Annotated in this window: 12 protein-coding genes; 8 read left to right on the forward strand and 4 right to left on the reverse strand. The window is 61.3% G+C overall.

All coding sequences use genetic code 11. From position 1 onward, the window contains the following. Nucleotides 1–10 precede the first annotated feature (10 nt). The 5 genes from ltnD to denD all read left to right on the forward strand — a co-directional run bounded on the left by ltnD (nucleotide 11) and on the right by denD (nucleotide 4,821). Nucleotides 11–916 (forward strand): L-threonate dehydrogenase, encoded by a 906-nt coding sequence (ltnD, locus tag ACSQ8V_RS09150; protein ID WP_436205508.1) that lies wholly within the window; start codon nucleotides 11–13, stop codon nucleotides 914–916. Then, entirely contained in the window at nucleotides 913–2,205 is a 1,293-nt protein-coding gene (gene otnK, locus ACSQ8V_RS09155) for a 3-oxo-tetronate kinase (RefSeq protein ID WP_436205509.1), read from the forward strand. Before ltnD ends, otnK begins: the two co-directional genes overlap by 4 nt. Before the next feature lie 2 nt (nucleotides 2,206–2,207). Then, nucleotides 2,208–2,861, forward strand: coding sequence for a 3-oxo-tetronate 4-phosphate decarboxylase (gene otnC, locus ACSQ8V_RS09160; protein ID WP_436181692.1), 654 nt, complete (start codon nucleotides 2,208–2,210; stop codon nucleotides 2,859–2,861). 189 nt (nucleotides 2,862–3,050) lie between these two features. Next, a complete protein-coding gene (gene otnI, locus ACSQ8V_RS09165; RefSeq protein ID WP_436205510.1) occupies nucleotides 3,051–3,848 on the forward strand; it encodes a 2-oxo-tetronate isomerase in 798 nt (265 codons plus the stop codon). A gap of 7 nt (nucleotides 3,849–3,855) precedes the next feature. Next, complete coding sequence (denD, locus tag ACSQ8V_RS09170; RefSeq protein WP_436205511.1) at nucleotides 3,856–4,821, forward strand: D-erythronate dehydrogenase; 966 nt, start codon at nucleotides 3,856–3,858, stop codon at nucleotides 4,819–4,821. A 47-nt stretch (nucleotides 4,822–4,868) separates the two neighbouring features. Here the strand turns inward: denD and ACSQ8V_RS09175 are convergent, their stop codons facing one another. Together ACSQ8V_RS09175 and ACSQ8V_RS09180 are read right to left on the reverse strand one after the other, a co-directional pair. Beyond that, nucleotides 4,869–5,561 carry a response regulator gene (locus ACSQ8V_RS09175; protein ID WP_436181695.1) on the reverse strand — a complete coding sequence of 231 codons (693 nt, stop codon included), beginning with the start codon at nucleotides 5,559–5,561 and terminating at the stop codon, nucleotides 4,869–4,871. Beyond that, nucleotides 5,558–7,330 (reverse strand): ATP-binding protein, encoded by a 1,773-nt coding sequence (locus ACSQ8V_RS09180; protein ID WP_436205512.1) that lies wholly within the window; start codon nucleotides 7,328–7,330, stop codon nucleotides 5,558–5,560. The genes ACSQ8V_RS09175 and ACSQ8V_RS09180 overlap by 4 nt, the downstream gene beginning before the upstream one ends. A 200-nt stretch (nucleotides 7,331–7,530) precedes the next feature. Here ACSQ8V_RS09180 and ACSQ8V_RS09185 point away from each other — a divergent pair, with 200 nt between their 5' ends. Both ACSQ8V_RS09185 and ACSQ8V_RS09190 read left to right on the forward strand, forming a co-directional pair. Beyond that, nucleotides 7,531–7,896, forward strand: a complete 366-nt coding sequence (locus ACSQ8V_RS09185; protein WP_436205513.1) for a DUF2866 domain-containing protein — start codon at nucleotides 7,531–7,533, stop codon at nucleotides 7,894–7,896. 957 nt (nucleotides 7,897–8,853) lie between these two features. Beyond that, nucleotides 8,854–9,654 carry a winged helix-turn-helix domain-containing protein gene (locus ACSQ8V_RS09190; RefSeq protein WP_436205514.1) on the forward strand — a complete coding sequence of 267 codons (801 nt, stop codon included), beginning with the start codon at nucleotides 8,854–8,856 and terminating at the stop codon, nucleotides 9,652–9,654. A 46-nt stretch (nucleotides 9,655–9,700) separates the two neighbouring features. On the opposite strand, the gene ACSQ8V_RS09195 is transcribed toward ACSQ8V_RS09190, so the two are convergent. Both ACSQ8V_RS09195 and ACSQ8V_RS09200 read right to left on the reverse strand, forming a co-directional pair. Further along, the gene (locus ACSQ8V_RS09195) at nucleotides 9,701–10,633 is read right to left on the reverse strand and encodes a glycosyltransferase family 9 protein (RefSeq protein ID WP_436205515.1); all 933 of its coding nucleotides are present in this window, start codon (nucleotides 10,631–10,633) and stop codon (nucleotides 9,701–9,703) included. Nucleotides 10,634–10,637: 4 nt separating this feature from the next. After that, entirely contained in the window at nucleotides 10,638–11,546 is a 909-nt protein-coding gene (locus ACSQ8V_RS09200) for a glycosyltransferase family 9 protein (protein ID WP_213763904.1), read from the reverse strand. Between the two features lie 765 nt (nucleotides 11,547–12,311). Between ACSQ8V_RS09200 and ACSQ8V_RS09205 the strand changes: the two genes are divergently transcribed. Next, on the forward strand, nucleotides 12,312–13,370 hold the full coding sequence (locus ACSQ8V_RS09205; protein ID WP_213763903.1) for a hypothetical protein: 1,059 nt from the start codon (nucleotides 12,312–12,314) through the stop codon (nucleotides 13,368–13,370). The last annotated feature ends 73 nt before the right edge of the window (nucleotides 13,371–13,443 follow it).

Raw genomic sequence — 13,443 nt, forward strand, 5'->3', positions numbered from 1 at the left:
GGATAACGAAATGTCCAGAAACGTGGGAGTGATCGGCTTGGGCGCAATGGGCCTGGGCGTCGCGCGTTCGTTGTTGCGCGCGGGCTTCAAGGTTCATGCTTGCGACGTGCGTACGCAAGTGCTCGATGCGTTCGCGGGCGAGGGCGGCGTTGCCTGCGCTACGCCGGCTGAGTTGGGCGCGCAGTGCGACGTCGTGGTGACCGTTGTCGTCAATGCGGCGCAAACGGAGACCGTGCTGTTCGGCTCAGAGACTCAACCCGGCGCTGTTTCCACGATGAAACCAGGCGGTGTCGTTCTGGCCTGCGCGACGGTATCTCCCGCGTTTGCCATCGAACTTGGCAAGCGCGTGGAAGCGGCTGGCCTGCATATGCTCGATGCACCGCTATCCGGTGGCGCGGCACGCGCGGCATCCGGCGAGATGACGATGATGACCTCCGGCCCCGCGTCCGCCTATGAGGCCTGCGAGGACGTGCTCGAAGCGATTGCGGGCAAGGTGTATCGGCTAGGCGACGAGCATGGCGCAGGCTCGAAGGTGAAGGTCATCAACCAGCTTCTGGCCGGCGTGCACATAGCGGCGGCGGCCGAGGCCATGGCGCTTGGCCTGCGCGAAGGCGTGGACCCGGACGCACTCTACGACGTCATCACGCATAGCGCGGGTAACTCGTGGATGTTCGAGAATCGCGTCCCGCACATTCTTGCAGGAGACTACACGCCGTTGTCAGCCGTCGATATCTTCGTGAAGGATCTGGGCCTCGTACTCGATACCGCGCGCGCATCGAAGTTTCCGCTGCCGTTGTCGGCTGCGGCGCACCAGATGTTCATGATGGCGTCGACGGCCGGACACGGTGGCGAAGACGACTCGGCGGTGATCAAGATTTTCCCGGGCATCGATTTACCGAAGGGGGCCAAACAATGACCAAAGCGCTGCTTGGCTGCATTGCCGACGACTTCACCGGCGCGACCGATCTCGCCAACATGCTCGTGCGCGGCGGCATGCGCGCGGTGCAGACCATTGGCGTGCCGGCATCGGACGCATCGGACGCATCGGACACGAAGATTGAAGCGGACGCGCTGATCGTCGCGTTGAAATCGCGCACCATCCCCGCGGAAGAAGCGGTCGCGCAATCGCTGGCGGCGCTCGAATGGCTGCGCGCACAAGGCTGCCGTCAGTTCCTGTTCAAGTACTGCTCGACCTTCGACTCCACCGATAAAGGCAACATCGGCCCGGTCGCCGATGCACTGCTCGACGCGCTGGGCGAGGACTTCACGCTCGCGTGTCCCGCGTTTCCGGAGAACGGCCGCACGATCTTTCGAGGCAACCTGTTCGTGGGTGATGTGCTGCTGAATGAGTCGGGCATGCAGAACCATCCGCTCACGCCCATGACCGATCCTAACCTTGTGCGTGTGCTGCAACGCCAGACGAAATCGAAGGTCGGATTGATCGCTTACGACGTGATCGCGAAAGGGCCGAAAGCCGTGCGCGACAGGATCGCGGTGTTGCGCAATGATGGCGTGCGTATGGCTATTGCAGACGCAATCTCGGATGCCGATCTCTACGTGCTCGGTGAAGCGTGCGCGGATCTGAAGCTGATTACAGGCGGCTCAGGCATCGCGCTCGGCTTGCCGAAGAACTTCCGCTCGGCGAACTTGCTGACTGAAGCGGGCCGTGCATCGGATCTGCCCAGGATCGAAGGTAAATCCGTCGTACTAGCGGGCAGCGCGTCGAAGGCGACCAACGAGCAGGTGGCGGAGTGGCGCGCGACGAAGCCGAGCTTTCGTATCGATCCGCTAGCGCTTTCGCGCGGCGAACCGGTGGTTGAACAGGCCATGGAATTCGCGGCGAAACATGCCGATGAAGCCGTGTTGATCTATGCCACATCCACGCCCGACGAAGTCAAGGTCGTGCAGAAGGAACTGGGCGTCGAGAAAGCCGGGCATCTCGTTGAACAAGCGTTGGCATCGATTGCAAGCGGGCTTCGCGATGCAGGCGTGCGCAAGTTTGTTGTTGCGGGCGGCGAGACCTCCGGTGCGGTCGTGCAGGCGCTTGGCGTGAAGTCGCTGCGGATTGGCGCACAGATCGATCCCGGCGTGCCGGCGACGCAGTCTATCGGCGAAGAACCGCTGGCGCTCGCATTGAAGTCGGGCAATTTCGGCACGAAGGATTTCTTCGTGAAGGCGCTGAAGTCTCTCGATGGAGCCGCGTGACCATGACGACGAACGAGAACCGCATTCGCGAGGAAATCTGCGAGACGGGCGCGAGTCTTTATGAGCGCCGTTATACCGTTGGCACGGCCGGGAACATCAGCGCACGGCTCGACGACGGCTGGCTGATCACGCCGACCGACGCCTGCCTCGGCCGCCTTGATCCGGCCGATATCGCCAAGGTCGATACAGCGGGGAATCACGTGTCCGGCGGTAAGCCATCGAAGACGCTGGCGCTGCATCGAAGGATCTACGAGAGCAATAGCAACGCGCACGGTATTGTCCATACGCACTCCACGCATCTGGTCGCTTTGACGCTTGCCGGTATCTGGCGCCGCGACGACGTCTTGCCGCCGATCACCCCGTACTTCGTGATGAAGGTCGGCCATGTGCCCTTGATCGCTTACCGGCGTCCGGGCGACCCCATTGTCGCGGAACAAGTCGCGGCGCTGGCGTCGAAGGTGCGTGCCGTGCTGCTGGAAAGGCTGGGGCCTGTGGTCTGGGAAAAATCGGTCAGCCATGCGTCGTACGCGCTGGAAGAGCTTGAGGAAACCGCACGGCTTTGGCTGCTCGCGCGCTCGACCAACGCACCGCCTCCTGAGCCGCTCGACGAGCCGGCCATCGAAGATCTGCGCAAGACCTTCAACGTGCGGTGGTAGTGCTTACGGCCCCCAGGTCGATCCGCAATCTGGCGGGCTTTGCGAGATCTTACATGAAGGTTACCTAAGGGATCTGAAGGATCTGACGCACAGCATGTTGACGGGCATGCTTGTAATCGTTGATATCTCAACATGGCTCGTGCCTGCCCAAGCTCATGAATTGCTGAACTCATTTTAGGAGTCGATGTTATGCCGCGTTTCGCCGCCAACCTCACGATGATGTACACCGAGCACGCGTTCCTCGACCGTTTCGCCGCTGCAGCGAAGGACGGATTCAAGGCCGTGGAGTTCCTGTTCCCCTATGACTTCGCCGCAGCCGACATCAAGGCGCGGCTCGACGAACATGGCCTCACGCAGGCCTTGTTCAACGCACCGCCGGGCGACTGGGCGGCGGGCGAGCGCGGGATCGCTTCGCTGCCGGGGCGCGAGGAAGAGTTCGCGCGTGCACTCGATAAAGCGCTGGAATATACCGCCATACTCGGCAACAAGACCCTGCATGTAATGGCGGGGCTGATCACGCCGGAACAGTCGCGTGAAAAACATCGTGCGGTGTATGTGAAGAGCCTTGAACTGGCGGCGAACGCCGCTCGCGCAGCCGGTATCACGGTCGTTATCGAACCGATCAATACCCGTGACATCCCTGGCTTTTTCCTCAACCGCCAGGACGACGCGCAAGCGATCTGCGAGGAGATCGGCGCGCCGAACCTCAAGGTGCAATTCGATTGTTACCACTGCCAGATCGTGGAGGGCGACCTCGCGGTCAAACTCCGGCGCGACATGAAACGCCCACATGCGGGCATCGGACATATCCAGGTTGCAGGTGTACCGGAGCGGCATGAACCGGACATGGGCGAATTGAATTATCCGTACCTGTTCGACCTGATCGATTCGCTCGGTTACGACGGCTGGATCGGCTGTGAATACCGGCCGAAAGCGGCGACGTCCGACGGGCTCGGCTGGATCAAACCTTATCTGCAACGTGCTTGAGGGCGACATGAACATTCTCATTACCGGCGGTGCTGGTTTTCTCGGACAACGGCTCGCGCGCCGTCTTCTCGAACGCGGCACGCTGATGGGTAAGCCGATCACCGGGCTCACGCTGCTGGACGTCGTGCGTCCGCCGGATCTGGGCGACCAGCGTGTGCGAGCCGAGACTGGCGATATTGCGGATCGCAGCGTGCTGGAACGGTGCATCGGCGTGGACACTCACGCGATCTTCCATCTCGCCGCGATCGTGAGCGGCCAGGCGGAAGCGGATTTCGAACTGGGTATGCGCATTAATCTGGATGCATCGCGCCTGCTGCTCGATGTGTGCCGCGCGCTTGGACACGCGCCGCGCGTGTTGTTCACCAGTTCGGTCGCGGTGTATGGCGGCACGCTGCCCGAGGTCGTCCGCGACGATACCGCACTGAATCCTAAGTCATCCTATGGGACGCAGAAGGCGATCGCGGAGTTGCTGCTGTGCGATTACTCGCGACGCGGTTTTGTCGATGGCCGCGTGCTGCGCCTGCCGACCATCAGCGTGCGTCCGGGACGGCCGAATGCAGCGGCATCGTCATTTGCGAGCGGCATCATTCGCGAGCCGCTGAATGGCGAACGCGCAGTGTGTCCGGTAGACGGCGATGTGCGTTTGTGGCTGCTGTCGCCGAAGCGGGCCATCGAATCACTGATCGCTGGTTGTGAGCTTGAGCAGGCCGAGCTCGGCACGTGGCCGGTCGTCAACATGCCGGGACTCTCGGTCAGCGTGACGGAAATGGTCGATGCACTGGAAGAAGTGGCGGGAGAACAGGTGGCCGCGCTGATCGACTGGCAACCGGATCCGAAGATCGAAAAAATTGTCGGGAGCTGGCCGGGCGCTTGGGACACGGAGCGAGGCGAAAAGCTGGGACTGGCGGCCGATCGCAACTTCAGCGACGTCATTCGCGCGTTCATTGAAGAGAGCAAATCCGCTGGTGCTTGAATGCTTACGACGCATACCGGGTCGGAGCGGGCGTTGAACAGCGCCCGCTAAAGTTCGAGCCGATACCCCACGCCGTAGACCGAAACAATCGGCTCGCTGTCAGGACGCACGACTTGCAGTTTGCGGCGCAGGTTCTTGATGTGACTGTCGATGGTGCGGTCGGTCACGACCCGATGATCGTCGTAAAGCTGGTTGAGCAGGTAATCACGCGGGAAGATCCTGCCCGGCGATTTCATCAGCAATGCCAGCATGCGCAGTTCAACCGGCGTGAGCTTGAGCTCCTCGCCGTCGAGCCGTGCGGTATGAAATTGCTGGTCCACCTCAAGGCCGGTTGCAACGGGTACGGCTGTCGCTGCGGGCGGGGCTGCGCGTCTCAGGATAGCCTTCACTCGCGCAACAACCTCGCGTGGACTGAAGGGTTTGCAGACGTAGTCATCGGCGCCAATTTCGAGGCCGCGCAGACGATCGGCCTCATCCACGCGCGCCGTCAGGATGATCACCGGGAGCGTCGAGAACTGCCGCACCTCACGGCATATATCCATGCCGTTGCGCCCGGGCAGCATCAGGTCGAGCAGCATCAGCGAGGGCGGGGTGGTGCGAATGAACGGGATCACTTCGGCGCCGTCGCTGATCGATGTTGTTTCGAATCCTTCGATATGCAGATAGTCCGCCATGACCGCCGCCAGCTTCGGCTCATCCTCGACGATCAGGATTCGAACGCCGCGTCGCTCGGTACTCATGCCACGCCTCCTTCGGGTTCAAAATGCGCGGTGATCCAGACGCCGCCAAGCGGTGATGGCCGGGCAATCGTGGTCCCGCCGTGGGCGGTCACAATGGCGCGGCACAGTGCCAGACCGAGGCCCGCGCCACCGCTTTGGCGACTACGCGATTCATCGACTCGATATAAGCGTTCGAACAAATGCGGCAACGCTTCGGCGGGTACGCCCGGCAGAGAGTCCTGGATATCGAGTTGCCAGCCGCGAGGGCCGACCGTCACCGAGACGCACGCGCTTCCGCCCGGGTCGGTATAACGCAACGAATTGAGCAGCAGGTTTTTAAGCAACTGCACAAAGCGCGCGGGATCGACCTGGAAGATCATGCCGGCCGCGCCATTAGCCGACTCTTGCGCCGACGGCTCCGGCAGCGTCAGGCTCAATGCGATTTGCTTGGCCCTGAATGATTCCCGCATCGCTTCGACCGATGCGTGCACCAACTGTCCGATGTCAGCCGGCACCTTCCGGTAGCTCAACGCACCGACATCGCTCAACGACAACTCGTACAGGTCTTCGATCAATTTGTTCAGCATCCCGACTTCGGTTTGCAGCGAGGCCAGCGAATGGCGATCAAACGCATGTACGCCGTCCTCGATCGCTTCCAGTTCGCCGCGCAATACCGCCAGGGGCGTGCGTAACTCGTGCGAGATATCGGCGATGAAATCCCGGCGCGAGCGTTCCGCGCGCTGCAGCGAATCCGCGAGCACATTGAAGTCGCCCGCGAGCCGGTCCAGTTCATCCCGGCGCCCGGCGGCAACACGCGTGGTGTAGTCGCCGCCTGCCAGCCGGTGCGTCGCGATCATCAGGCGCTTGACCGGCGCCAGCACGATCCGCGCAAGCAGCATGGCAACCAGTGCAGCCACGATCACAGCCACGCCGGCGATTTCCCAGGTCGCACGGGCCTGCTGGGCCTGGAACGCGATATCGGCGGCATCGGAGAGCGTATTGGGCGCGTTGGCCGCGACCCAGCCGACTATCTTGCCGTTGTAGACCACTGGCTTGAGGGCGGCGTCGGGCGGCGGCTCGGAGTCAGTCGTGGCCACCAGGTCATGGTTGGCGTCGTAGAGCGTGGCGGGTTGGGGAGCGCCGCGTCCTCCGCGACCCATCAGGGGGCGCGGCGGGCGTTCGTAGGACGGTTCATCGAATGGCACGTCCCGTCCGGCGCTGCGGTCGCGGCTTGCCGCCACACCCGAGTCGGCGAACGCGGGGACAGGCAGGCGCATGCCCCAGTGCGAACCTTCTTCGTTGCCCGAGAGCGGCCCGAGCATTTGCTGCACGCTGGCGCTGCCGGGGAAGGTGCGCCAGCTTGGCAGTTTGTTCGTTTGCGCCTCGACCATTTCCTGCCTGAGGGCCTGATCATGTGCGGCGTCGAGCAGCGTTATCCATTCTTCGGGATGCTGACGCAGGAAATTCCAACTGCCGTGGGCGGCGTATTCGGCCGTCACCTTCGCCATGACGGCGTTGAGCCGCCCGGCGTCGCGCGCGCGGACGTAATGCAGGAAGCCGTTCTCGAAACTCAGGCGCAGCGCGTATCCCATGGTGAGGGAAATCGTCAGGCAGGCGATCAGCACCGCGAGGAACATCTTCCACGTAATGCCGAAGCGAATCTTGCCTGCCCGCGCGCGGGAGCGGGTTCCAAGTGCTTTCAAAATGTTACGCGAGCTGCGGCGTGGTGTTGGGCGGGTGATGGAGCCTGCCGTCGTGCCGAGTGGTTCGCTATGTGTTTCGCTGTGCATTCGCGGATTCTAGTGGAAACAGGGAAGCTGACTCACGTTCGTGCGACGTTCCCGCGCAACCTCCACGATTTCTCCTTCTTTTGTTCATTGTCAGTGCGTGATGCCTGACTAGTATTCGATCCTGCCAATGGGGTCATTCGAACCGATTCCCTCAGTTGCCGATTCAACTGCCGATTCATTGTCGATTCTGGAGAGAACACATGCAAACCGCTTCGAGCGTTCAGCGTACCTCGTCGAAGGTATTCGGGCGCATCGCGTCGCCGTCTCGTGATGATGGTTACCGGCCGGTGGTGAAGGCACCGGAGGGCGCTTCCGCGAGCGCTGCGCAACGGGTCATCAAGCTGCGTGGTGCACGGGTGTCGGAGACGCTGCCGCTGGCGTGGGGCGAATGCTGCAGGATTGTGGAATGGGTCAATCGCGAAGGGCAATACTCGTGTATGGCGGTGCCGGGCGACGCGTCGGAGGATGAAATTCGTCAGCGTATGCGTTCGCACAGGAACGGACAGCAGTACCTCGTGATGGATGATCGGGAGTTGCCGGTGCGGGTGGTATTGCCGAGGGGGTAGGGGGGGCAGGGGTGGGGTGGTCGGTGCCGGGTTGGTGCTTTCGGCGGTAGTGGTCTGCGAGAGTCGGATTTTCTCTTTATCACTATTAGCCACTGTGCGTGGCGGCACGTCATTTCTTTGTCCAAAGCGACAAAGAAACGAAGCAAAGAAAACGCTTTCAACCACGCTACCCTAAGTGTCCACAGCGTGCAGTTTCTATTCATAGGTGCCCCAAAAGCACGGTGCTCGCCAGAGCGAAGGATGTGTGAACCCCTCCTTCTCGCGAATCCCGACACGAACACGCTTCGCCCCGTACGCTCTCGGGCAAGCACAATTGCTAAGGAACCCATACGGTCTTACAGGTATTTACGGCTGCGGCTTTTTGACAGGTTAGGTACCTGGTCTGTGCGACCGTATTCGTCCGCCACAGTTTCATGCGTGTTTGTGTTTACTGCTTCAGTTTTTGTGAATTGGCTGCGCGTTCTGTACAGCTATTTTCGTCGGTTACGGCCTTACGCATTGTGCCGCATTGTTTCTTGCCGGGTTGGCTACATGGTTCGTTATGCGTAAAAATTCGGTGGGTGGTTCACGCGGATAGCGCGGGGTGCTCCTTGGGCAGGTTCAATCACTGGTGGCGAAGCGTGTGGGTATCGGTGTTCGGAGAAGGAGGGGTTCACACATCCGTGGCTCTGGCGAGCACCGTGCTTTTGGGGCACCCATGAATGAAAACTGCACGCTGTGGACACTTAGGGTAGAGCGGTTAAAGCGTTTTCTTTGCTTCGTTTCTTTGTCGCTTTGGACAAAGAAATGACGTGCCGCCACGCACAGTGGCTAATAGTGATAAAGAGAAAATCCGACTCTCGCAGACCGCTAACGCTGAAAGCAGCAACCCGGCATCAACCCCAACCACTAACCCCGGAACATACACCCGGGCACTCACCCCTCCCCGAACCCCTCCCACCGCTGAGCAACACACAAATGAAAACACGCATCTTTTTTGTCGAGACAAATCCGTCGATCCACGGCAACCTTCGCGATGCCCTGGAAAGCCGCTACATCGACGTCCATACGCTAACCAGCGGCAGCACCTTAATCAAGCGCATGGAGCACGACGCCCCGGCGCTGATCGTGTTGCGGGACGGCTTGCCCGACATGCGAGCGTCGGCCGTCCTGCGAGCCCTGCAACAGGCGGGCCACGACACGCCCGTGATCGTGATCGGCGACTCGGTGAGCACGCTCGACTCGGTGGAACTGATCGTATGCCTTGAACTGGGCGCCGATGATTACGTAAGGATGCCTTGCAATCCACGCGAACTGCTGTCGCGAGTCGAGAACGTGCTGCGCCGCGCACCGCATAAATCCAAGACGCCCGCGAATGCCACAGGACAGTGCAACATCGGCGATTTTGTCTTCGATTTCCGGGCCCGCATTCTGACCCGCCACGGCGTGCCCGTTGCCCTCCATTCGAGCACGTTCGCGTTGCTGCGCCTCTTCGCGGAACACCCGCTCGAGGTGCTGTCCCGACGCACCATCGCCGACAAATTGCGCGGCGCCGGCGAAGGGCATTGCGACCGTTCGCTGGACGTGCTGGTCTGCCGGTTGCGACGGATTGTCGAACCCGACCCGTCGACGCCTCGCCTGATCCAGACCATCCGCGGGCGCGGTTATGTCTTCACCCCGTCCGGGATGAGCGCCGCTCCCATGGATCGCGACGAACTCGATGTCATGCCGCCGGAGCCACCGTGGAAGCAACTCTCTGCGGTGAGCCGCTACGCTTAGACACTGCGTTGTCCACTTCCTCTAACCACTCCCCCAACCACTCCCTCTAGCCGTGCGTGCGCGCTGCCTGCCGGGTCAGCCGCGCGAATGCCGCCAGCACGCGGTTGCACGTCAGCGTTTGCCGCCATAGTTTCTCTTTCAGATACGCGCTCGGCACCCACTGCCACGGCAACACCACATCGACCAGGCCCCACGCGGGCCGCCACCGCTCGGCTACCCGCCGACGCCGGAACAGGCTCAGGCTCGGAATGCCGAGATTCGACGCGAGATGGCCGATGCCCGAGTCGTTGCCGATAAACCATCCCGACTCGTACACGCAGCAAGCAAGCTCGTGCAGGTTCTCAAAATGGGGCACCGGAATATCCAGCGTCGCGAGATCGCGCCAGCGTTCGCGCTCATGCGGCGCGATCACGAACTGCACGTCATAACCGCGCTTGCGCAGGCGCTGAGCGAGCCTCACGAAGCGGTGCGAGAACCAGCGTTTGTCCTCGGTGCTGGCCTCGGGATGAATCATCACGCGCTTGCCGTTCCTGCGATGCTCGAGGCTCGCAGGCGCTGTAATCCCGTTATCCAGCACCGGTGCATTCAACGCCAGATCGTCCCGGCAGAAGTCAGCGAAGCGCTGCGCCATGCAGCCCGGACGGTCGCCGAACTCGACGTCATGCAGCGTAATCACGTGAGGATGGACATCGACAAGATCGCGCAGCGGCTGGTTCCATTGCATCTGAAAGACCGTGTCGTACTGAGCGAACGCAGTGGCGAGGTTGTCCTGCGGCAGCGCAAGGATAGTGACGCCGGGAAACCAGTTCCGAAGCGCATGGGCGGGCGTGCCGTACACGGTGACATCGATACCGTTGTCGATCAGGTTCCTGACGATCACCATCGATACCAGCGTGTCGCCTATCGCGTTGGACGTGACGAACGCGACCCGCCCGAAGGGGCCAAGCGGAAGTGACGAGGGACGGGTGGGGTTGGTCATGCGTTCATGCGTTGGCAGTGAGTGCGCGCAGCCGGTCGAACGCATTCGACACCTTGTTGACCGACAGCATGTATTTCCAGTAACGCTCCTTGAGCCGTCCGGTCGGCAGATACGCGCTGCCGATCAGCACCTGGCCCACGCCCCAGCCCGGACGCCATGTGCGAGCGGTGCCGCGGCGCATGAAAAGCGATAGCGTGGGGATCTGGAGGCTCGACGCAAGATGGCCCACACCCGAATCATTGCCGATGAACCAGCCGCACTCGTAGAGCCACGCGGCGACCTGATCGAGCGGTCCGAGATCGGCGAGCGTAAGTCCGAGTTGTTCAATATGGGTCCAGTGCGCGCGTTCCTCGGGCGCCACGACGAATTGCGGGTCAAAGCCGCTGTCCCGCAGCTTGATCGCAAGCCCGATGAAGCGCGACGCCAGCCAGCATTTATCGGTCGTGCTCGCCATGGGATGGATCGCGACGCGCAGCGACCGCTGGCGATGCGTCAGGCCAGGCACAGGCGTGATGCCGTTGCCCTTGTCGACGAGGGCGAGACGCAGTCCATCCCGGCAGAAGCGGGTCAGGCGTTCGGCCATGGACTCCGTCGAATTGGCGCTGCACAGATGGGCCAGGACGATGACTCTGGGGTGCAACTGATCGAGGTTCACAAACGGCTTGTTGGCGTGGAGCTGGATCACGGTGTCGAAGCGGGCCAGTTTCCCCGCGCAGTCGTCCGGTTTCAGTTCGGGTTCAATATCCACGCCGGGAAACCAGCTCCGCATGTTATTGATTTGCTGGCCGAACACCGTGACCGACACGCCGTTCAATCCGAGATTGCGTGCCACGGTCATCATCAGCAGCGAGTCGCCGAGCGCCGATGAGAGGATCAATGCCACACTCGATAGTGGCTGGATTGCGTACGGCATACATGCTTCCGGCGAGGCGCTCCGCTGTCGGGGGAGCGCTTTCCGCTCAGGATGGATCCCGGAGCCGGAGGCAGTCTAAGATCACACTCCATTACGTGGGTTACGGCACAACTTACCAATACTTTAGGAAGCGGGATGTGTCGCGGCAAAAAACACCCGTGGCGCGCGCATTGTCCCGGATCGATGGCGAGTCGGATCATGCGATATCCACGTGACCGCCGTATGTCTATCGTCGTTTCGATCGTGGCTGCTGTCGCCTGTCGGGCGGCTTGATCGGCTCACAAAATAGCCGTAACCGGATGGACCCACCCGCGCATGATTCCATACACCGGCACTCGCCTGAGTCGAGATAGCACTAGCACCACCGGCAGCGGCAAATAATGCCGCTGCCGCGCAAACGTTAAAAGCCTTCGAATGCAATAGTTGCTGAGACAAACCATTGAACAGACGCATCGCCTGTTAAAACGATGCATTCCGGCAACCCGATCCGGGAAAACCTTTGCAGAAACCGGTTGATTGACCGGCGTTACGAACTATATTTAAGGGAATAAAAAAACACGGCCATGCAGGCGATAGGGTTAATTACGGTCGAACTATCGCCCCAACGCAAACCGGAGAGACGAGCGAACAGACAGCCGATGGCGACAGTTCATTGATCGCCGCGCCCCTTGTTCGCCAAAGGCGGTTCCCCGCCACGGCCGGCAACCAACACGTTGCAATTCGCGGGGGAGTCACACATTCGCCAGCAGGCGAGGAGGTTCCATCATGGATCCGGTAAGCGCCATCCCCTATGGCCGCAAGACTCAACACGCCCCGGCACTGAAAGAAGTACATGTCCTGTGGATCACTGCGGGCCTCGGTTGCGACGGCGATTCCGTATCGATTACCGCCGCTACGCAGCCCAGCATTGAAGACGTGCTGCTCGGCGCAATTCCCGGACTACCGAAGGTTCATCTGCACAATCCAGTGCTGGCTTATGAAAACGGCGCGGAATTCATGGCGCCGTTTCATGCTGCGGCGCGGGGTGAGATGGATAACTTCGTACTGGTCATGGAAGGCTCGATCCCGAACGAGAAGATCAATCGAGAAGGGTACTGGGCGGCCATGGGAACAGATCCCGACACGCATGAACCCATCACGATTCCACAATGGCTCGATCGCCTAGCGCCTAAAGCGCTGGCCGTGGTCGGTGCGGGCACATGTGCGACCTACGGCGGCATTCATGCAATGGAAGGCAACCCCACGGGTTGCATGGGCCTCGCGGACTACCTTGGATGGGACTGGAAGTCGAAGGCAGGCCTGCCTATTGTGAACGTCCCGGGTTGTCCGGTTCAACCCGACAACTTCATGGAGACGCTGCTATACCTGCTGTATCAACTGGCGGGCCTCGCTCCCATGATTCCGCTGGACGCCGCGCTTCGTCCCAAGTGGCTGTTCCAGCGCACCGTGCACGATGGCTGCGACCGCGCGGGTTCCTACGAGCAGGCTCTGTTCGCGAAGGAATATGGGAGTCCGAACTGTATCGTCAAGCTCGGATGCTGGGGGCCGGTGGTCAACTGCAACGTTCCCAAACGCGGCTGGATCAACGGCGTGGGCGGGTGCCCGAACGTCGGCGGAATCTGTATCGGCTGCACGATGCCCGGGTTCCCTGACAAGTTCATGCCGTTCATGGACGAGCCCCCGGGTGCGGTCCTCTCGTCGAATCTCATCAAGTCTTACGGCGGACTTATCCGCAGCCTGCGCAAGCTGACCAATTCGACCGTCAATCAGGAACCGAAATGGCGGCATAACCGTCCCACGCTGACGACTGGCTATCGTCGCTGAACGGCTTCGCGGAACACGTATGGAAACCGCGGTTGATGGCTGGCATCGCAGCGGTTTGCGTGAGAGACAGAAG

The organism is Caballeronia sp. LjRoot31 (assembly GCF_964253885.1).
Lineage (GTDB): Bacteria > Pseudomonadota > Gammaproteobacteria > Burkholderiales > Burkholderiaceae > Caballeronia.

Bases quoted from the DNA above. Each gene is read 5' to 3' on its own strand.
- ltnD (WP_436205508.1), top strand. From the start codon at position 11: ATGTCCAGAAACGTGGGAGTGATCGGCTTGGGCGCAATGGGCCTGGGC.
- otnK (WP_436205509.1), top strand. From the start codon at position 913: ATGACCAAAGCGCTGCTTGGCTGCATTGCCGACGACTTCACCGGCGCG.
- otnC (WP_436181692.1), top strand. From the start codon at position 2,208: ATGACGACGAACGAGAACCGCATTCGCGAGGAAATCTGCGAGACGGGC.
- otnI (WP_436205510.1), top strand. From the start codon at position 3,051: ATGCCGCGTTTCGCCGCCAACCTCACGATGATGTACACCGAGCACGCG.
- denD (WP_436205511.1), top strand. From the start codon at position 3,856: ATGAACATTCTCATTACCGGCGGTGCTGGTTTTCTCGGACAACGGCTC.
- ACSQ8V_RS09175 (WP_436181695.1), bottom strand. From the start codon at position 5,561: ATGAGTACCGAGCGACGCGGCGTTCGAATCCTGATCGTCGAGGATGAG.
- ACSQ8V_RS09180 (WP_436205512.1), bottom strand. From the start codon at position 7,330: ATGCACAGCGAAACACATAGCGAACCACTCGGCACGACGGCAGGCTCC.
- ACSQ8V_RS09185 (WP_436205513.1), top strand. From the start codon at position 7,531: ATGCAAACCGCTTCGAGCGTTCAGCGTACCTCGTCGAAGGTATTCGGG.
- ACSQ8V_RS09190 (WP_436205514.1), top strand. From the start codon at position 8,854: ATGAAAACACGCATCTTTTTTGTCGAGACAAATCCGTCGATCCACGGC.
- ACSQ8V_RS09195 (WP_436205515.1), bottom strand. From the start codon at position 10,633: ATGACCAACCCCACCCGTCCCTCGTCACTTCCGCTTGGCCCCTTCGGG.
- ACSQ8V_RS09200 (WP_213763904.1), bottom strand. From the start codon at position 11,546: ATGCCGTACGCAATCCAGCCACTATCGAGTGTGGCATTGATCCTCTCA.
- ACSQ8V_RS09205 (WP_213763903.1), top strand. From the start codon at position 12,312: ATGGATCCGGTAAGCGCCATCCCCTATGGCCGCAAGACTCAACACGCC.